The organism is Paraburkholderia sp. EG286A (assembly GCF_040965375.1).
Lineage (GTDB): Bacteria > Pseudomonadota > Gammaproteobacteria > Burkholderiales > Burkholderiaceae > Paraburkholderia.
The window spans coordinates 305,565-325,292 of sequence record NZ_JBFRCB010000006.1 but is presented as its reverse complement, the minus strand read 5'-3'; the positions used below and the strand labels follow the sequence as shown (position 1 = coordinate 325,292).

18 protein-coding genes are annotated in these 19,728 nt (G+C 59.7%); 14 read left to right on the top strand and 4 right to left on the bottom strand.

Annotated features, from left to right (window positions below):
• The first annotated feature begins 11 nt into the window (after positions 1-11).
• The 3 genes from AB4Y35_RS28475 (at position 12) to AB4Y35_RS28465 (ending at position 3,206) form a co-directional block, all read left to right on the top strand.
• Entirely contained in the window at positions 12-1,481 is a 1,470-nt protein-coding gene (locus AB4Y35_RS28475; RefSeq protein ID WP_368707000.1) for an NAD-dependent succinate-semialdehyde dehydrogenase, read from the top strand.
• 140 nt (positions 1,482-1,621) lie between these two features.
• The gene (locus AB4Y35_RS28470; RefSeq protein ID WP_368706999.1) at positions 1,622-2,314 is read left to right on the top strand and encodes a TetR/AcrR family transcriptional regulator; all 693 of its coding nucleotides are present in this window, start codon (positions 1,622-1,624) and stop codon (positions 2,312-2,314) included.
• Positions 2,315-2,705: 391 nt separating this feature from the next.
• Positions 2,706-3,206: a MarR family winged helix-turn-helix transcriptional regulator gene (locus AB4Y35_RS28465; protein WP_368706998.1), complete on the top strand. Its 501-nt coding sequence runs from the start codon at positions 2,706-2,708 to the stop codon at positions 3,204-3,206.
• 166 nt (positions 3,207-3,372) lie between these two features.
• Here AB4Y35_RS28465 and AB4Y35_RS28460 read toward each other — a convergent pair whose 3' ends face one another.
• Positions 3,373-4,020: a TetR/AcrR family transcriptional regulator gene (locus tag AB4Y35_RS28460; RefSeq protein WP_368706997.1), complete on the bottom strand. Its 648-nt coding sequence runs from the start codon at positions 4,018-4,020 to the stop codon at positions 3,373-3,375.
• Positions 4,021-4,354: 334 nt separating this feature from the next.
• On the opposite strand from AB4Y35_RS28460, the gene purU reads away from it, so the two are divergent.
• The 10 genes from purU to AB4Y35_RS28410 all read left to right on the top strand — a co-directional run bounded on the left by purU (position 4,355) and on the right by AB4Y35_RS28410 (position 15,758).
• Entirely contained in the window at positions 4,355-5,227 is an 873-nt protein-coding gene (purU, locus tag AB4Y35_RS28455) for a formyltetrahydrofolate deformylase (protein ID WP_368706996.1), read from the top strand.
• 23 nt (positions 5,228-5,250) lie between these two features.
• Complete coding sequence (locus tag AB4Y35_RS28450) at positions 5,251-6,501, top strand: sarcosine oxidase subunit beta family protein (protein WP_368706995.1); 1,251 nt, start codon at positions 5,251-5,253, stop codon at positions 6,499-6,501.
• Between the two features lie 12 nt (positions 6,502-6,513).
• Entirely contained in the window at positions 6,514-6,834 is a 321-nt protein-coding gene (locus AB4Y35_RS28445; RefSeq protein WP_368706994.1) for a sarcosine oxidase subunit delta, read from the top strand.
• On the top strand, positions 6,821-9,826 hold the full coding sequence (locus AB4Y35_RS28440) for a sarcosine oxidase subunit alpha family protein (protein WP_368706993.1): 3,006 nt from the start codon (positions 6,821-6,823) through the stop codon (positions 9,824-9,826). Before AB4Y35_RS28445 ends, AB4Y35_RS28440 begins: the two co-directional genes overlap by 14 nt.
• Positions 9,819-10,412, top strand: a complete 594-nt coding sequence (locus AB4Y35_RS28435) for a sarcosine oxidase subunit gamma (protein WP_368706992.1) — start codon at positions 9,819-9,821, stop codon at positions 10,410-10,412. Before AB4Y35_RS28440 ends, AB4Y35_RS28435 begins: the two co-directional genes overlap by 8 nt.
• A 94-nt stretch (positions 10,413-10,506) precedes the next feature.
• Positions 10,507-11,592, top strand: a complete 1,086-nt coding sequence (gene hppD, locus AB4Y35_RS28430) for a 4-hydroxyphenylpyruvate dioxygenase (protein WP_368706991.1) — start codon at positions 10,507-10,509, stop codon at positions 11,590-11,592.
• Positions 11,589-12,134 (top strand): VOC family protein, encoded by a 546-nt coding sequence (locus tag AB4Y35_RS28425; RefSeq protein WP_368706990.1) that lies wholly within the window; start codon positions 11,589-11,591, stop codon positions 12,132-12,134. The genes hppD and AB4Y35_RS28425 overlap by 4 nt, the downstream gene beginning before the upstream one ends.
• Positions 12,134-13,420, top strand: coding sequence for a fumarylacetoacetase (gene fahA, locus AB4Y35_RS28420; RefSeq protein WP_368707226.1), 1,287 nt, complete (start codon positions 12,134-12,136; stop codon positions 13,418-13,420). Before AB4Y35_RS28425 ends, fahA begins: the two co-directional genes overlap by 1 nt.
• 23 nt (positions 13,421-13,443) lie before the next feature.
• Positions 13,444-13,749: an SDR family NAD(P)-dependent oxidoreductase gene (locus AB4Y35_RS28415; RefSeq protein WP_368706989.1), complete on the top strand. Its 306-nt coding sequence runs from the start codon at positions 13,444-13,446 to the stop codon at positions 13,747-13,749.
• The gene (locus tag AB4Y35_RS28410) at positions 13,746-15,758 is read left to right on the top strand and encodes an acyl CoA:acetate/3-ketoacid CoA transferase (protein WP_368706988.1); all 2,013 of its coding nucleotides are present in this window, start codon (positions 13,746-13,748) and stop codon (positions 15,756-15,758) included. Before AB4Y35_RS28415 ends, AB4Y35_RS28410 begins: the two co-directional genes overlap by 4 nt.
• 86 nt (positions 15,759-15,844) lie before the next feature.
• On the opposite strand, the gene AB4Y35_RS28405 is transcribed toward AB4Y35_RS28410, so the two are convergent.
• Entirely contained in the window at positions 15,845-16,399 is a 555-nt protein-coding gene (locus AB4Y35_RS28405) for a flavodoxin domain-containing protein (RefSeq protein ID WP_368706987.1), read from the bottom strand.
• A 78-nt stretch (positions 16,400-16,477) separates the two neighbouring features.
• On the opposite strand from AB4Y35_RS28405, the gene AB4Y35_RS28400 reads away from it, so the two are divergent.
• On the top strand, positions 16,478-16,927 hold the full coding sequence (locus tag AB4Y35_RS28400) for a winged helix-turn-helix transcriptional regulator (protein ID WP_368706986.1): 450 nt from the start codon (positions 16,478-16,480) through the stop codon (positions 16,925-16,927).
• A gap of 91 nt (positions 16,928-17,018) precedes the next feature.
• Here AB4Y35_RS28400 and AB4Y35_RS28395 read toward each other — a convergent pair whose 3' ends face one another.
• Both AB4Y35_RS28395 and AB4Y35_RS28390 read right to left on the bottom strand, forming a co-directional pair.
• The gene (locus AB4Y35_RS28395; protein WP_368706985.1) at positions 17,019-18,065 is read right to left on the bottom strand and encodes a porin; all 1,047 of its coding nucleotides are present in this window, start codon (positions 18,063-18,065) and stop codon (positions 17,019-17,021) included.
• A 71-nt stretch (positions 18,066-18,136) separates the two neighbouring features.
• Complete coding sequence (locus tag AB4Y35_RS28390; RefSeq protein WP_368706984.1) at positions 18,137-19,267, bottom strand: branched-chain amino acid ABC transporter substrate-binding protein; 1,131 nt, start codon at positions 19,265-19,267, stop codon at positions 18,137-18,139.
• Positions 19,268-19,728: the final 461 nt, after the last annotated feature.

Genomic DNA, 19,728 nt, shown 5'->3' with positions numbered 1-19,728 from the left:
GGCCGACAGTCATGAGTGAACCGATTGCACTACCTCTGAAGGACCCGGAACTGCTGCGGCAGGCAATGCTGATTGGCGGCGAATGGGTACAGGCCGACAGCGGCCAGACGCTCGAAGTGCGCAACCCCGCAACGGGCGAGTTAGTCGCCCGGGTGCCGAACGGCGGCGCGGAAGAAACCCGGCGCGCCATTGCTGCAGCCGAACGAGCCATGCAGGGATGGCGCAAGACGCTGCCGAAGGACCGCGCAAAGGTACTGCGCGCGCTCTACGACCTGATGCTCGAGAACATCGACGACCTCGCCGTCATCATGACGGCGGAGCAAGGTAAGCCCCTCGTTGAGTCGCGCGGTGAGATCCTGTACGCAGCTGGCTTCATCGAGTGGTTCTCGGAGGAAGCCAAGCGCGTCTACGGCGACATCATTCCGCATAACGTCGATGGCCGTCGAATCCTCGTGCAGAAGGCGCCGATTGGCGTGTTTGCGGCGATCACGCCGTGGAATTTCCCGTCCGCGATGATTACCCGAAAAGCCGGACCGGGATGGGCAGTCGGTTGCGCGGGTGTCATCAAGCCCGCGAGCCAGACGCCCTTGTCCGCGCTCGCACTGGCCGTGCTCGCCGAGCGCGCGGGGCTGCCGCCTGGCGTTTGCAATGTCGTTACGGGATCAGCCCGCGCGATCGGCGGTGAACTGACCGCAAGCCCGGTGGTCCGCAAGGTGTCTTTCACCGGATCGACCGAGGTCGGGGCGCAGTTGCTGGCACAGTGCGCGCCGACCATCAAGAAGACGAGCATGGAGCTTGGCGGCAACGCGCCACTCATCGTTTTCGACGACGCGGACGTGGATGCTGCTGTCAAGGGCGCGTTGGCTGCGAAGTACCGCAATGCGGGTCAGGCTTGTGTGGCGGCCAATCGTATTCTCGTGCAGTCGGGTGTCTACGACGTATTCGCAAAGAAACTCGCCGACGCGTCGGCTGCCCTGAAGGTCGGTAATGGCATGGAGGCGGGGGTCGTGCAGGGACCTCTGATCAACGAAGATGCCGTGCGTAAGGTCGAAGAGCACATCGAGGATGCAGTCGCCCGCGGCGCTCGCGTGGTAGCTGGTGGCAAGCGCCACGCGCTCGGTGGTTTCTTCTTCGAACCGACCGTCCTGGCTGACGTACCTCACGATGCCCTGATCTTCAGCGAGGAAACCTTCGGGCCAGTTGCGCCGCTGTTTCGATTCGAAACGGAGGAGGAGGCCGTTGCATTGGCCAATGACACGCCGTTTGGGCTCGCCTCCTACGTTTTTGCCCGCGACGTCGGCCGGATCTTCCGTGTGGTCGAGCAACTCGAGTTCGGCATGGTAGGGGTCAACGAGGGAATGATCTCGACGGAGGTCGCGCCGTTCGGCGGGGTGAAGACGTCGGGCCTTGGCCGGGAAGGCTCGAAGTACGGTATCGACGACTACCTGGAAATCAAGTACGTGGCGCTGGGCGGTCTTTGAAGGTGCTGGCGCGTCGGGAAAATTAAGGTACGATGTGTCTTATAATTGCTCCGTGCTGCCAGGACGACACGTCGTCGCCGGCGCCCCGCCCACTGTGGGCGAGCGTCGGCGATATTGCCCGCCGATTTTCCGTTACGCCAATGAAGACAAACGCTCAGCTTCCCGTTACAGCAACGGCCGCGGCACGGGGTGCCGGCCGGCCGCGCAGCGAAGAGGTCCGCACGCAGATTCTTGCTGCGACGGTTCGGCTGCTCGAGACGCGCACGATTCAATCCATCTCGATTGAAGCGATTGCGAAGGAGGCGGGCGTAGGGAAGGCGACCATCTATCGCTGGTGGGAATCGAAAGCTCTCGTCGTGATCGATGCGTTCATGGAGCATCACATCGTCAAGACGCCGATGCCGCACAATCTACCGCCCGGCGAAGCAATCGCGTTGCACCTGGTTTCGTTAATTCACGAGTACGCAGGATGGTCTGGCAGAATCGTCGCGCAGATCATCGCAGAGGGGCAAGCCGATCCGGCCGTGCTGCGTGAGTTCCGAGAGCGGTTTCACTACGGACGCCGCGCTCTGATTCGCGAAATGCTCGAAGCGTGGCGCAGCACGGCGCGCATCCCCGTCCCTCCGAACATTGAGACGCTTGGCGAACTTCTATACGCACCGGTTTATATGCGCCTTCTGCTGGGCAATGGTCCGTTAGACGACCATTTCGCTCAGGAGCACATCAGTTACGTCTACGGCTTGCTGGGCGTCGAAGTGCCGAATATTGTCCAGTTGCGCGCCGACCAGAAGCGAAAGGCGACGGCCAGGAAGGCTACCGCTGGCGCGCGGTGAACCAACGAGCCGTCAGGCAACGCCGACTTGGACCCCGTGCGGTGTTGTTGGCACGTGTCGCCTCGTTGGCGACACTCAACGTCAACGCGGTGACTAGGTTGGTATTGGTCGAGGCGATTGACGTTGTGATATCCGATAACCGGGACTCCGCGGCGAGGAGGCCCGCGCTACTGGGGTTCACTTGATCCTGTCGACGTGTGGGCCGTCCTGATCGCCTCAACTCGCTTTACCCTCTGGCATATAAACGCGAACATTCGCGGCTCGGCGCCGAGGGGCAATACTAACGGAATAGAAGTAGAGTCTTCGTTTCCCTTGGTAATGGCGAGCGCGCCCGTTCGGGACTGAAGACCTGTCTGGCAAAAGATGTGTGACCCAACACCTAAGCGATCCGATGAAGTACGGTAATTATTCCGCAGTCCTTATAGAATGGAACCAAGCGGAGAACTGGCTTGCCTGGTTCGTCGACGTCGAAAGAGCGATATTTCGGTCCGCCGATGGGAAATTGCGGTCGCTGGTTGGAGTGTCCCTCGCGCAGTCCAAAGTGATAGCGTTCCTGGCCCATGGTCAATCCATGACCCTGGTCGAGCTTGCCAATCAACTAGGTTGCGACACGGGCGCGTTATCCCGGCTTGTGTCGCGTCTCGCGGCTGGCGGGGTAGTGGCCAAGACCCGACACGCACAAGACAATCGCAGTTGGAGCATTGCTCTGACTGAGCACGGTCTTACGATGGCGGAAGAGGCCGCAGCGATCCTCAAGGAATTAGATGCGCAGCTTCTCGGCGAGCGGAACGACGACGGGCCGCGTTTTGTGACCCTTCTCAATCGCGTTCTTTCGAATAGCTCAGTGTCGAAGACGGTGTTCGGGAGCGAGCACTGTGAGATCTCGCCCTAGTGCGGAGTTAAGGCGACGCCGAGGTGATTGGCTGGACGGTTGCGACGGCGTGCTCACTATGACCAAGGAGCCGATGCGATGGGTCGGATTGCCTTAACCGACACGCGCAGCGGGCTAACGCGTTGAGAATTTTTCGACAGCCCGCGCATCTGCAGTCAATGCACCACTATTTGCCCTTTGCATAGCCGGCTTGCACGATGACCTGCACCAGGACCTCTAACTGCCCATCGATCTCCTCCTGTGCAACGTCGAACAGATCGAACATCCCCATCCCCCGCAAGCTCGCGAAAACGAAGCCGGCAAACTGCGGTGGATTCGGATGCGTGGCGGCCACCTCGGGGAAACACGTGATAAAGCGCGCGAAGAACACAGGATCGGAACGGGCCCGATTCGCATCAATTTTCGCAAATAGTTCCGGGGACGCCTTACATCCGAAGAACAGGCTCCACGCCGCGATGTAGCTTGGAACGCCGTAGATCGTTTTCCATGCCAGGTGCACAAACTCGCGGGCGCGCTGTTCAAGCGGCAGCTCGAGCGGAGGCCAGACCACACCGTTGTCTGACAGTGGAGCCATCACTTCATCGATGAGTCGCTCCATCAGGATCTGGCGATTGGCGAAGTGATGCTGCAAGGCGCCGAGTGTCACGCGCGCCCCTCGTGCAATGTTCTGAAGATTTGTGGCTTTGAACCCCTTTTTGTGCAAGAGATTCATCGCTGACTGGATGATGCGCCGACGGGTCGCATCGCTGCGCTCTTCCTGGGTTCTGCGCGGGGCCGCGCGGCGTGTCGGTTCGGTATTCGTAGCGGTACTCATGGCCAGCCTGTCGTGTGCGTGCGGCTGCAGTGTATTACGGGAAGCCCTAGGCGGGCGACCCGTGACCCTGTTTCAAGGGTATACCACAAACAAGTAACATTAAATTCTTATTGTGTCGTTTTTTGGCCGCTCCTATACTTGCCGGAAAGTGCAGTCGGCTTGATGTCATCGACCAGCTAAACCGCGACTCGCGGGCTCTGCCGTCATCAAACAATAAATAAATATTGTTTGATGACGGTGCGGTACCTGAACTCGGCAAGTGCCACAAGGTGCCAGATCGTTGCGCGACAAGTCACGGCACACCCGACCTTTTGTTAGTTTTCAGGAAGCTTCCATGCCCACACCTGCCGAGCACAAGACGTCTGACTACATGTTCACCTTCGAATGCCCCGATCGACTGGGCATTCTCGCAAAGGTGTCGAGCCTGCTGTACGAGCAGGGCGCGTTCGTCACGGAGTCGTTTCACTATGGCGACCCGCAGACCGCGAAGTTCTTCGCGCGCATGGTGTTCGACGACCACGTGCTCAAGGGCTCGATTGACGACCTGCGCGCGAAGCTGACGGTCCTCGCCGGGGAACTGGAAATGGGCTACGCGCTACGGCCGGCAAATTATCGTCCGAAGGTTCTTATCGCCGTTTCGAAGTACGACCACTGTCTGAACCTGCTGTTGACCAAGTGGCGAGCCGGTGCACTCGAAATCGACATCGTCGGTGTTGTGTCGAACCACAACGATTGTCGCAGTCTGGTTGAGTGGTATGGCATCCCGTTCCACCACTACCCGATTACGCCGGAAACCAAGCCCCAGCAGGAAGCGCAGATCCTCGATCTGTTCGCCACTACCGGTGCTGAACTGCTCGTGCTCGCACGCTACATGCAGATCCTGTCGGACGATCTGAGCCGCAAGCTCGAAGGGCGGGCCATCAACATTCACCATTCGTTCCTGCCGGGTTTCAAGGGCGCTCGTCCGTACCACCAGGCCCACGACCGGGGCGTGAAGGTCATCGGCGCGACCGCACATTTCGTCACGAGCGATCTCGACGAGGGCCCCATCATCGCGCAGGAGGTCAAAGCCATCGATCACACATACAGCGCGGAGGACATGGTCCTCGTGGGCCACGACACCGAGGCGGTGGCACTTGCCCATGCAGTTCGCCTGTTCAGTGAAGGTCGCATCTTCCTGAACGGCCATCGTACCGTTGTCCTGTAATTGAACCGCGGAAGAGGTCTCGCTTGGAACACTATTCTTTCTGGTCGATCGCGAAGCACGCGCTGTCCGGCCATCGTAATTGGACGCCAGCGTGGCGCTCCCGCGAACCGAAATCTCGATATGACGTCGTCATCGTCGGGGGAGGGGGGCAAGGCCTCGCCACCGCGTATTACCTTGCAAAAAATCACGGTATTACCAATGTCGCGGTGCTCGAGAAAGGCTGGCTCGGCGGCGGTAACACTGGGCGCAACACGACTGCCATCCGGTCGAATTATTTCTACCCGGAGAGCACGAACTTCTTTGAGCGCTCGCTGCAGCTGTATGAAGGCCTGAGCAAGGAGCTCAACTACAACATCATGCTGAGCCAGCGTGGTGCCTTGACGCTCGCTCATAACCCGCACCAGATGGACAACCTCGAACGCTGGTCGAATTCCATCCAGCTGCAGGGGATCGATGCCGAGATGCTTGATCTGGACCAGATCCGGGAATTCATGCCGGCACTGGATACCAGCCCCAATGCCCGTTTCCCGATTCTGGGCGGGTTCATCCAGCGCCGGGCAGGCGTTGCGCGTCACGATGCGGTTGCCTGGGGTTATGCGCGTGGCGCAGACAACCTGGGCGTCGACATCATTCAGAACTGCGAGGTGACCGGTCTTCGCATGAACGGCAACCGGATTCAGGGCGTGGAAACCAGGCTCGGTTACATTCACGCCGACAAGGTTGTGATCGCGGTTGCGGGGCACTCGTCGGTGATGGCGAAGATGGCCGGCCTGTCGTTGCCAATCACCAGTGTCGCGTTGCAGGCCATGGTCAGCGAGCCTGTTAAGCCCATCCTCGATGGTCTCGTCGTGTCGCCGCTTGTGCATTGCTACGTGAGTCAGTCCGACCGTGGCGAGATCCTGATCGGCGGTCGAGCCGATGCGTATCCGTCGTATGGGCAGCGAGGGACGCTCCCGGCGCTCGAAGACACCTTAAGCGCTGGATTGAACCTGTTTCCGGCATTCAGCCGCCTGAAGCTGATGCGTCAGTGGGCAGGCATCGTGGATATCTCGCCCGATACGAGCCCCATTCTCGGCAAGACGTCAGTGACTGCACTGTATATCAGCACCGGCTGGGGTACCGGCGGTTTCAAGGCGATCCCCGTCGGCGGAGAGACGCTGGCATACACCGTAGCCAACGATCGCCCGCATCCTCTTATCGAGCCATTCGGCATGGACCGCTTCGCAACCGGTCGTTTCGTCAATGAAGCCGCAGCCGCCGGCGTCGACCACTAAGCGAGAAGAATCATGTTACGCATCCCCTGTCCATACTGTGGCAGCACGCGCGACGAAGACGAGTTCACGTACGGTGGGCCGTTTGACCGCGTGCGGCCGGCGGCGCCGCAAGCACTCTCGGACCAGCAGTGGGCCGATTACCTTTTTACGAGAGACAACGTGCGTGGAAAATCGCTCGAACGTTGGCGCCATACCTTCGGCTGCCGGCAGTGGTTCGGCCTCGAGCGCGACACTGTCAGCCACGCGCTTGTTCGCGTCTTCACGTTAGACAGCGTTTCGCAGACGAGCGAGCCTAGCGGCGCAATCACCGGGGGCATCCATGAAGCTGCGTAACCGCGCGCGCGTATCGGTGTACGGACGGCCGGTCGACGCGCAGCGCCGCAAGGTGCCATTCACTTTCGACGGCAAGTCCTATGAAGGACTTGAGGGCGACACGCTCGCCGCGGCGTTGCTCGCAAACGGCATCGATATTGTCGGCCGAAGCTTCAAGCTGCACCGGCCGCGCGGCATCATGGGCAGTGCAGTCGAAGACCCGAACGGACTCATGCAACTCGAGTCGGGCCGCTTCGACGAACCCAACGTCCGCTCGACGATGATGCCGCTGTACTCTGGCCTGCAAGCTGCGAGCCAGAACGCCTGGCCGAATGCAAAGCATGACGTATTCGGCGTGATGGATCGTTTCGCGAAGCTGTTGCCCGCGTCGTTCTATTACAAGTCGATGATGTGGCCAAACTGGCACTTCTACGAGCGATTCGTGCGTCCTATTGCGGGTCTCGGCAAATCGCCGAAGCTGCCCGACGCGCAAAATTACCAAAAGCGAAACGCTTATTGCGATCTGCTTATTGTCGGCGGTGGTCCGGCGGGGCTATCTGCGGCGCTCATCGCTGGGCGCGCGGGACTGCGCGTGATGCTTGTGGATGATCGTGAAGAGTTCGGCGGGTCACTGGCTGCAGAGCGTTTCGATGTTGACGGCGTTCCGGGCGTGCAGTGGGTCGAGAATACGATCGCGCTGCTCAAGCAATTGCCGAACGTACAGTTGCTGCCGCGCACCAATGTCAGTGGCTATTACGAGAACAATGTCCTCGTCGCAGCGCAACGCGTGAACAATCACCTCGGACCAAATGGCCAGGCCGGACGCCTCCGGGAACGTCTGTGGCGCATCCGCGCGCGTTCGGTGATCCTCGCGACCGGCGCTATCGAGCGTCCCCTCGTCTTCGCGAATAACGATCGCCCCGGCATCATGCTCGCGTCGGCAGTTCGCACATACGTGAACCGCTTCGGCGTCGTGCCCGGCTCGCGCGTCGTCATCGCAACAAACAACGACGATGCCTACCGGACTGCGATTGACCTGCACGCGATCGGCATCAGGTCACTCTGTGTGGTCGACACACGCTCGAGCGTTTCGCAAAGGCTGGCCGCTGAACTGAAACGGTCGAACATCGAGCATTACGTCGGCTACGCTATCCGTGACGTGGTGGGCAAGCGCAAAGTCAGGGCAGTCAAGCTGTCGCCGCATCTCGGCAACGGCAAGCTAGCCAGCGAGATCACAACGGTCGACTGCGACCTCGTTGCGATGTCCAGCGGCTGGACGCCGACCATCCATTTATACAGCCAGGCCGGTGGCACCCTGCAGTACAAGGAGGCTGATGCGTGCCTCGTGCCGCTTACCTGCGGGCAGTCGGTGCGTGTGATCGGCGCTGCAAATGGTGATTTTGCGCTGACGACATGCCTTGAAGCCGGCATCGAAGCCGCCGAATCGGCCGCGCGGCAACTTGGCGCAGAGATCGCTTCGACTTCCGTCGCACCGAAGACACATGCGGCCGAACTCGAAGCACTGAACATCGAGCCCTACTGGTACACACAGAGCACGCGCACCGACAAGCAATGGCTCGATTTCCAGTACGACGTGAAGGTGTCCGACATCGAACTGGCGATGAGCGAAAACTTCCGTTCAGTGGAGCACGTCAAGCGCTATACAACGGGCGGCATGAGTGTCGACCAGGGGAAATCCAGCAACTTCAACATCCTTGCCGTCATGGCCGAGTTGAGCGGCCAGCCGATCGTGAACGTCGGTACGACGCGCTTCCGCCCGCCGTACCAGCCGGTGACGATCGGTGCATTTGCCGGCAATACGGTTGGCGAGCTCTATGCGCCGTGGCAGACGCTGCCGTCGGTTGCATCGCATCGGGAAGCGAAAGCCCGGTTCGGCGACTACGGATGGCGTCGGCCGGACTACTATCCGCTAGGCCAAGAAGACATCGTAGCGGCGACGCGCCGAGAGGTGTTCGCCGTGCGCAATGGTGTCGGCATCTTCGACGGCTCGCCGCTCGGCAAGATCGAAATCAAGGGGCCGGACGCGGCCACATTCCTGAACCGCGTCTACGTGAACAACCTTGCGACGCTGAAGCCTGGCTTTGCGCGCTATGCGATGTTGACGAACGACAACGGCGTGCTGATCGATGACGGCGTCGTGGTGCGGCTGGCGGAAGACCACTACCTGGTTCATGCGACGAGCGGTGCCGTCGCGCGCGTGGCCTTGCTGCTGGAGGAGTACCTGCAATGCGAGTGGCCGGACTTGCGCGTGCACGTCAATAACGTCACGACGCAGTGGGCCAACGTCACGGTGTCCGGTCCGAAGGCGCGCGATGTGCTGACACAGATCCAGTCGGACATCGACTTCTCTGCGGAGCGCTTTCCGCATATGCACTTCCGTAGTGGGACGCTCGCAGGCGTGCCGGTGCGTATCCTTAGAGCAAGTTTCACCGGCGAGGTCACATACGAAATCTCGGTTGCGGGCCGCTACGGCAAGTCGCTCTGGGATCTCATCGCTACGACAGGCAAGCCGCTCGGTATCACGCCGTACGGTATCGAAGCGCTTGAGGTGATGCGAACCGAAAAGGGCTATCTGCACGTGGGAGCCGATACCGACGGAAATTCGAATCCGCTCGATATCGGTTGGGCGAAGATTATCGAGAAGAAAGCTGACGACTTCATCGGCAAGCGCTCTCTCCAGCGACCGGCCGACAAGTCCGGCAATCGTCTCGAATTCGTTGGTCTGGAATCGGTCGATCCAAAGGCGAAGTTGCCCGTCGGTGGTCATTTCGTCGATGCGGGCGATCTGAAAGTCCCAGCCGCTTCACATGGCTATGTAACGACCTCGTGCATAAGTCCGATGCTCGACAAGGCAATTGGTCTCGGCATCCTGCGCAACGGAGCGTCGCGTCTGGGTGAGGTGGTGCACATCTACGCGAAGGGCAAGATCATCGCAGCCCGCGTCGTGCCAACCGCGCATTTTGATCCGAAGGGGGCGCGTCTCAATGGATAAGCTGATCGCACGTTCGACAGTAGCGGAGCAGTTCGCGGATGCGCGCGTTTTCCCGATCCGGGCAGACGGGCTGCAGATTTCGGAACTGCCACTTGCTGGCATCATCCGCGTGCAGGGGCGCACGACGCACGAAGCATTCCGGACGCAGGTCACCGCAAGCCTGGGTGTCGGCGTGCCGACCGCCGAACGAGTATCCATTGGCACCGATGTCCGGCTCGCATGGGCAGGGCCGAACGAATATCTGTGCTTTTGTGCGCTCGATGCTGAGGAGAAGCTCCTGTCCGCATTGACGGCTGCGCTTACCGGGCAATTTGCCACCGTAACGCTGGTTTCGGATAGCCGGATCGGCTTTCTTATCAAAGGGCGTGAAGCCCAGGCTTTCATCTCGAAGGGCTGTTCACTCGACATGTACCGCGAGAGCTTTCCTGTGAACCGTGTTGTTACGACGCGATTTGCCGGACTGCCTGCCATGTTGATGCACAGAAGCGAAAGCGAGTACGCCGTTTATTTCGACATCGGGTATGCCGAGTTCGTACTCAAGTGGATGTTGGACGCCGCAGCGGAGTTTCTCGAGGCGACACCCTGATTCTCCATTGATTGTTCGGTAGAGCAGGGGCACGTGCGATCCGCGTGCCCCCTTATGGAAATACTTCAATTCTTTCTGTTTTGGATGACTAATCATGGCTGATCTTTTTGAAAATCCGATGGGTCTGATGGGCTTCGAGTTCGTCGAATTTGCTTCGCCTGTGCCCAATGTGCTCGAGCCGCTGTTCGAAAAACTCGGCTTCACGCTCGTCGCAAAGCATCGCTCGAAAGATGTCGTGCTGTACCGCCAGGGCGACATCAACTTCATCGTCAACCGCGATCCGAAGAGTCCGGCAGCGTATTTCGCCGCAGAACATGGCCCCTCGGCGTGCGGTCTCGCGTTTCGCGTGAAAGACTCGCACCAGGCTTATGAGCGGGCACTCGAGCTGGGCGCGCAACCGCTCGACATGCCTACCGGGCCGATGGAGCTGAAACTGCCAGCCATCAAGGGTATTGGCGGCGCGCCGCTGTATCTGATCGATCGCTTCGAAGACGGACAGTCCATTTACGACATCGACTTCGAGTTCCTGCCTGGCGTCGACCGCCGCCCGAATGGGCACGGCTTGAAGCTCGTCGACCACCTGACGCACAACGTCTATCGTGGGCGTATGGCGTACTGGGCGTCCTTCTACGAGAAGCTGTTCAATTTCAAGGAAATTCGCTACTTCGACATCCAGGGCGAGTACACGGGCCTCACCAGCAAGGCCATGACTGCGCCGGACGGCAAGATCCGGATTCCGCTCAACGAGGAAGCGAAGCAGGGCGGCGGCCAGATCGAAGAATTCCTTCTGCAGTTCAATGGTGAAGGCATCCAGCACGTCGCGCTGCTAACGGATGATCTCGTCAGTACGCTCGATAACCTCCAACTGGCTGGCGTACCCATGACGACTGCGCCCAACGAGTACTACTACGAGGCGATCGAGACGCGACTGCCCGGTCATGGTCAACAGTTGCCTGAACTTCAGGCGCGCGGGATTCTGCTTGACGGTTCGACGCAAGGCGGACAGAAGCGACTGTTGCTGCAGATTTTCTCGCAACCTGTGCTCGGCCCGGTGTTCTTTGAGTTCATCGAGCGCAGGGGCGACGATGGTTTCGGCGAAGGCAACTTCAAGGCACTGTTCGAGTCGCTCGAGCGTGACCAGATCGAGCGCGGCGTATTGAACGTCGGAGAAAAAGAGTGAAGATCGACCGGATCCACCACGTCGCATATCGGTGCAGGGACGCGAAAGAAACGGTTCTCTGGTACCAGAAGATGCTCAACATGGACTTCGTGCTCGCCATCGCCGAAGACCACGTGCCATCAACCAAGGCGCCAGACCCGTACATGCACATCTTTCTGGATGCGGGCAGCGGCAATGTGCTGGCGTTCTTCGAGTTGCCGACGCAGCCGGAGATGGGCAGAGACCCGAATACGCCTGCCTGGGTTCAGCACATCGCGTTCCGCGTGAAGGACCGTGCTGAATTGCTCGAGTTCAAGGTGCACCTCGAAGCAAACGGCGTCGAGGTGCTCGGTGTCACCGACCACGGCGCGTTTCATTCGATCTACTTTTTCGATCCCAATGGGCACCGCGTCGAACTCGCGTGCCCAGACCCGGACGAGGAAGCGATGATTCGCAGACTCGACGCGGTGAAATGGGACATGCTGGATGAATGGTCAAGGACGAAGCGTGCGCCGAAGCACGCGACGTTTTTGCACGCGAACGAATTCGATCAGGCAAGGTAATGGCAAACCTCGACAGCTCACACGATCCGGCTCTGCGGAGCTGGGTCGAATCGGCCAACGATCCAGCAAGCGATTTCCCAATCCAGAATCTGCCGTTTGGCCGCTTTCGGCGCACCGACGAAGCAGACTGGCATGTCGGCGTGGCCATCGGCGATCAGGTGCTCGAACTCAAGCGCGCGGGGCTGATTCAGCGCGATGACATACACGAGGTGATGCGTTTGCCCCGTGCAGCGAGGCAAGCGCTCCGCAGCAGCATCTCGTCTGGGCTTCGCACGGGTAGTCACGAGGAGGCGCAATTTCGCGCGGCACTCGTGCCTCAGGCGCACGTCGTAATGGGGTTGCCGTGTACGGTCGGTGATTACACCGACTTCTACACGAGCGTTCATCACGCGACGACAGTCGGCAAGCAATTCCGTCCGGATAACCCTCTGCTGCCAAACTACAAGTGGGTGCCGATCGGGTACCACGGACGAGCATCGTCGATCGACGTCAGCTCGCCGGACCTTGGTCACACCTTCAGTCGGCCGCGCGGGCAGACGCTTGCACCGGGCGCGTCGGAACCGGAGGTGGGGCCGACGCAGAAGCTCGATTACGAACTCGAACTCGGCATCTTCGTCGCGGCTCCGAATGCGCCTGGCGAACCTATTCCCATTGCGGATGCCGACGATCACGTGTTCGGACTCACGCTTTTCAACGACTGGTCCGCACGCGATATCCAGCCTTGGGAGTATCAGCCACTCGGGCCGTTCCTCAGCAAGAATTTCGCGTCGACAGTATCCCCGTGGATGGTGACGCTCGACGCGCTTGAGCCGTTTCGGATGCCGTACCAGAGGCCGGCAGGCGACCCGGAACCGCTGCCGTACCTGGATTCGCCCGGCAACCGCGAGCGCGGCGCGATATCCATTGAACTCGAAGTCTGGCTTCAGACGGAGACGATGCGTGCCGCGGGACATGTGGGTGATCGCATCAGCCGCTCGAACTATGGCGAGGCCTATTGGACCGTTGCACAGCTTCTCGCACACCACACGGTCAATGGGTGCAACCTGCGTGATGGAGATCTGCTGGGTACCGGCACATTGTCTGGCCCCACGCCCGATGCGGCCGGCTCGCTGCTTGAATTGACCACAGGCGGCCGGAACCCGATCACGCTCTCGAACGGTGAGACGCGCGGATTCCTGCTCGACGGTGACACGGTCATCTTGCGCGCCTGGTGCCAGCGCGATGGCTTCCGCAGGATCGGCTTTGGCGAATGCCGCGGTACGGTGCTTCCCGCACGTCGCGCCTGAAATGCAGGCAAAGGAGTACTCAAGTGATCCAGGACAGGGCGGCGATCGTGACAGGGGCGGCCTGCGGCATCGGACTCTCTGTGGCCCGGAAACTCACGGCGCGGGGCGCAGGACTTGTGCTGCACGGACTTCGTAACTCCGGGGATGTAGAGCCGTTGCGTTCATCGCTAGCTGATCAATACGGCTTGCTCGTGATCGACCAGTGCGCGGACTTGAGTAACTCCGGTGAAGCCGTTCCGTTCGCGTGTTCGCCAGTTCAGGATGCGATCACGGACATTGCGCTCCCCTTAAACGGCAGCTGGGCCACGCGTTACGGGAACGACGAATGAGTCATGGTGTGCGCGATTCAATTGCGGTGTTGTCCGACGGTGAGCGCAGTAAGTGCGTACCCGCGGTTGATGCGGTCCGGCTGATTCGGCCGGGAGCGACCGTCGCGACTGGCGGGTTCGTCGGGATCGGTTTTCCAGAGGCGGTCGCGGCTTCCCTCGATGCGTTGTACCTCGACAACGACGTGCCGGCCGACGAAAAGCCTGCCGATCTCACATTGATGTACGCGGCTGGCCAGGGTGATGGAAAGCATAGAGGCCTCAATCACTTCGGGCACGCCGGACTTGTCCGGCGTGCGATTGGCGGGCATTGGGGACTCGTTCCGAAGCTACAGAAGCTTGCGCTCGAGAATCAGATTGAAGCGTACAACTTGCCGCAAGGCGTGATCGCACACCTGTTTCGCGACATCGCTGCGGGCAAGCCGGGACACCTGAGCCGTATTGGTCTCGGAACCTTCGTCGATCCGCGCCACGGCGGAGGCAAGCTCAATGCGCGCACGACTGAAGAACTCGTGTCGATCATGAAGGTGCGGGGCGAGGAGTTCCTGTTTTATCCGGCACTTCCGATTGATGTCGCGATCCTGCGCGGCACGACAGCGGATCCGGACGGCAACGTGACGATGGAGCGCGAGGCACTGACGCTTGAAACCCTGTCAATCGCCATGGCTGCACGTAACAGCGGCGGCCTCGTGATCGTCCAGGTCGAGCGGCTCGCGGCCCGTGGCGCCCTGAATCCGAGGCAAGTAGAGATTCCGGGCATCCTGGTCGACTGCGTCGTAGTAGCCGCGCCTGACCAGCATCAGCAGACGTTTGCGACCGACTACGATCCGGCCTACTCCGGCGAGCTGCGCGTGTCGACCGGCGGTGCGATGCCGATGCCGCTGGACCTGCGCAAGGTCATTGCGCGTCGCGCGGCAATGGAGCTTCGCGCTGGGAGCGTCGTGAATCTCGGCATCGGCATGCCAGAGGGTGTCGCGTCGGTGTCGAGTGAAGAAAAGATTTCAGATCTATTTACGCTGACCGCTGAGCCGGGCGTCATTGGCGGCATACCGGCAGGCGGCCTCAATTTTGGGGCGGCAGTCAATCCACACGCGATTATCGATCAGCCGTACCAGTTCGATTTTTATGACGGCGGCGGACTGGACGTTGCAGTGCTCGGCCTCGCGCAAGTGGACGCCGCAGGCAACGTGAATGTTTCCAGGTTCGGATCGCGGCTGGCCGGCGCAGGAGGCTTTATCAACATCAGCCAAAGCGCAAGGAAAGTCGTCTTTGCCGGGAGCTTCATGGCAGGCGAATGCGACGCCACGATCGAGTCGGGTGTTTTGCACATTACCCGCGATGGTGGTGCGCCAAAATTCATTGCAGAGGTCGAACATCGCACATTCTCTGGCTCGCGCGCGACAGAACAGAATCAGGAGGTGCTATACGTGACGGAGCGATGCGTGTTCGAACTGCGTGAGGAAGGCCTTGTGCTAACCGAAATCGCACCGGGTATCGATCTGGAGCGAGACGTGCTTGCCCACATGGCGTTTCGACCGCAGATAGACGGCCCGCGGCGGATGGATGCGCTGATCTTCCGTGATGAGCCGATGCAACTGCGCAGGCTGCTGGTCGATCTGCGGTTCGACGAGCGCTTCGCATACGACCCGGCGAAGAATGTGCTCTATCTGAACTTCGCGCAACTGGAAATCAAGAGTTCGGGTGTCATTCAGGCGATTAGCACGAAGGTCGCAGAAATTTGCGCACCGATTGTTGCACAGGGCCGTCGCGTTCAAGCCGTGGTCAACTACGAGGGCTTTGCACTCGACCGTGATTTTGAAGATTCGTATTCAGAGATGGTGCACGACTGCGTACAACGCTACTACGCGAGCGTGACCCGGTTCACCACAAGCGCATTCATGCGCGCGAAGCTTGGTGACGCACTGTCTCGACGCAAGCTTGCTCCCTGTATCTTCGAAAGCGAAGCTGAAGCAATCGAAAATCTATCGGTGGTGCAGAAGGGAGGCCTGTAGCAAGCATCGTTGTACCCGAATTCAGAGTGATCGGGACGGCACCGTTGCGCCGTTTCGTTGGCGCAGCCGATGCCGCTGCCCTGGTGTCAGCCGTGAAGGCGTCGCGCGACATCGGCAACGCGCGACCCGTACAGCTTTGCCGTTTCCAGGTCGCCGACGGCCATTTCGTCTGCGCTCGCGTCGGCAGGCGTTTGTACAAGAACGCCAACGGAACCGCCCAGGTTATTGACGTCATGACGGCTGGAGGATTTTCCGTTTGCTGGCAACAATCCGAGGCTGACCCATACGCCGCCGTGCTGGGATGCAAGCGTTTGAAGGTAGATCAGTGTGACCTGCTTGTCGCCGTTAAAGCTCGCGCTGTTGGTAAAACCGCCGAATACCTTGTCTTGCCATTCACGCGTGTACCACTTTTTTGAAGTTGCATCCGCAAATTTTTTGAACTGCCAGGGGACCGAGCCCATATAGGTTGGCGCACCAAGGATGATGGCATCGGCTTCGGAAAGGGCTGCCCATCCTTGTTCGTCAACGTGGCCGTCGGAATCGACAGCGACAAGGAGCGCGCCGGCGCCCTCGGCGACCGCTTCGGCTACACGCTTCGTGTGACCATAACCAGAGAAGTAGACAACGACGGCCTTCGCCATGAATGCTCCTGTTCAGATGTGGAATTTAAGTGGCCAAATGGTAGAGATTCAAAACACTGCGCACAAGAAGGAACCGTGATGTCAGCTAGTTACCCAGAGGAAACCTCACTGCGGCAAGTCTCCGCACCAGGTCAAGAAGTGGGCAGGGATGCTTCCCGCAGCTATAGCGTTTATCAAGAAGGATGTCCCGCGCGACTGATATTCGAGCGACTGGCAGACAAGTGGGCGTTGTTGGTCGTGAGGCTACTGAAATGCCGGCCGACGCGTTTCAATCAGTTGCGGCGCGAGATCGAGGGGGTATCACAGAAGGTGCTAAGCCAAACGCTGCGAAGACTCGAACGTGATGGTCTCGTAAGTCGCGAAGTGATTACCAGCATGCCCGTTGCCGTCGAGTACTCGCTCACGGAGTTGGGAAGGACGCTTGCTGAAGCCATCGAGCCGCTGACGGCCTGGGCCGTCGTGCACATCGAGGACGTACTGTCCGCTCAACACCAATATGACGCGCAGACTGCCGGTCGCGCGCGATAGCAGAAAGCCCGGTGCCGGGCGGATGTTCGTCCCTGGGTGAACCGATGCGCCGTGCAGCACTCCAGACGGCGCACCGGGTTGGACGTACGCCTTAGAATTTGTGGCGGATTGCAACGCGCACGGCAGTTTGGACGTCCGTGCTGGAAGGTCCACCGAGCGCAGCCTGCGCCTGCGCGCCGAATGCGTGATCGTGCGCGAGCGCGCCGACCAGGTACACGTCGGTTCGTTTCGACAGGAAGTAATCGGCGCTTAGCACAAGTTGGTTCGCGCTGCCAAGACCGTTGTTCCGGTGCTGGTATTGAAATCCGCCGCCCACTTGCAACTGTGGGACCCACTGATAGGTGGCGCCGCCTTCATAGGTCGTTGCACGATCCTTTGTGCCGCTGGATAGTTGAACGTCCGTGACGAGCGCGAAGAGTCGTGCCTTGCCTATGTTGTACGCAGCACCGCCCGCGAATTCCCGTGAATTGGCGGTGGCGGTCGCATTGTGGATCGACATGTACGCAAGCGACCCACTGAACGGGCCGTTGTCGTAGTTCAGCACAAAGTTACTGGAGCTGTTCGTGCCGAGCGAGCCGGCGACATTGCCGAAACCATACATCGCGCCGAAGTTGAAGCCGGCGAACGTCGGTGACTGGTACTTGACCGAATTGTTCACTTCGTCGCCCCAGACGCGGTTGTCGAGCACGTAGCCGCCGGCAGCATAAGCTGGCAGGCTCCATGCGAGCAGTCCGGCAGGTGTGTTGGCGCCGATGGCATAGGCGGGCAGAATGTCACCAATGAAGTCATACTGGCGGCCGAGTGTCAGCGTACCCCAGTTGCTGCTGAGACCAACGAATGCCTGGCGTCCGAACATAAGCCCACCCTGACCTAGTTGTCCACTGCCGACGTCGAAGCCATTTTCCAGGGTAAAGATCGCTTTCAGGCCGCCGCCAAGGTCTTCCGAGCCTTTCAGGCCCCAGCGACTGCCTTGAGACGAGCCGGAAACGAACTGCACCACCGAGCCGTGACCAGCCGGTGTCACGACGTTGTTGGTGTAGGTCACACCCGCATCGATCAGGCCATAGAGCGTCACTGAGGACTGGGCAAAAGCAGTGCTGCTGCAAAAGAGTGCGGCAGTAAGAATCGTTTTTTTCATTAGTAGTTCGAAATTATTTGGTGCGGAATCGGGATGCGATTCCGGTTCTGGTCAGCAGAAGCTGGATAGGTTCATTTGAGCGATACTGTGTCGATAGGGACGAACTTGCCACCCTTCGCTTCGTACAATGTCACGTTCGCGGTGCGAAGATCGCCCTTGTTGTCGAATGCGATCTTGCCGGTCACGCCGTCAAAGTCGACCTTCTTCATGGCGGGCAGATAGTCGGCTGGCGCCGTCGAATCCGCGAGGCGCATCGCATTGATCAGGGCCCAGGTCGCGTCATAGGCGTACGGTGCATAGAGCACGACGGTACCGTATTTCTTGAATTTCTCCTCAAACGATTTGCCCTTCGGCATGTGGTCGAGCGGTTGCCCCGATTCAGCCGACACGGTACCTTCGGCATCGGTTGCGCCTGCCAGCTGGATGTACTTGTCGGTTTCAATTGCCTCGCCAACGAGTGGCATCGTCATGGCCAGACTCGTCATCTGCTTGCGCATCGGTCCCGCCTGCGCATCAACGCCGCCATAAAAGATTGCCTGCGGATTCTTCGATTTGAGTTCGGTGAGAATGCCGCGAAAATCGATAGTCTTGTCGGTCACGAACTGACGATCGACCACGTCCACGCCGGCTGCCTTCAATTCGCTGGCGACTACGTCGGCGATGCCCTGACCGTAGGCGGTTCGGTCGTCGACGATCGCAACGCGCTTGTAGCCTTTCGTCTTCGCCAGGTACTGTGCGACTACGCGGCCGACGGAGCTGTCGTCTCCGATGACCCGGAAGGCAGTTGCAAATCCCTGACGGGTGAGTGTGGGGTTGGTAGCAGACGGCGAAACCTGCGGAATTCCGGCGTTGGCATACGTCCGCGATGCGGGGATGGTCGCGCCGGATGTGAGGTGTCCAACTACGCCACTGACTTTCTCGTCGACGAATTTTTGTGCGATTGTGACAGCCGTTTTCGGGTCTGCCGCGTCATCTTCCGCGTCGAGAACAAAGTGCACGGTGCTGCCCTTGATCTTGATGCCGGCGGCATTGGCGTCGTCGATTGCGAGTCGAACGCCGTTTTCCGCATCTTTTCCAACGTGGGCGACCTGGCCCGTCAGCGGTCCACCATATCCAATGGTGACAGTCTGGTCGGCATGAGCAATGGCTGTCATGGCTGCCATGCAGGCCAACGCGAGCGCGGTTTTCGTTGCCGTTTGCATGTGGTTTACCTCTGCAGGTTATGTATAAGTAAAAAGATCCTCAGGCTGTGCGGGGCGACAGTTGTGGATCTCTGGTCAGTGGAACTGAACGAACATCCCGGCTCGTCGATACGCTGCAGCCGAAACGGCGTGGCGGGACGGCACTCGCAAACAATGGACAGTTCTGTACGTAAGATAAGATTTCCAATATTTTTGAGCAATCTCTTTTGTCATTTGTGGCGTAGTGGTTTACGCCCCTGCAGTATCCGCCGGTAACCTGGTGACTTCAGGCTAGCGCTTGCGGCCATTGGAGCCTAGAATGTGCCGAGGAAAGGCGGACACCGTTTGAGCCATGTAGTGCTATCCGCGGTAGGGACGATGAGATCGGCCCGGGTGGGACTTCCGCATCACGTGGATTACAAGGGGTGTTTGTTAATGGGCAAAGGTGTCCATTGTCTGTTTATGTAGATCTACCGCCGATG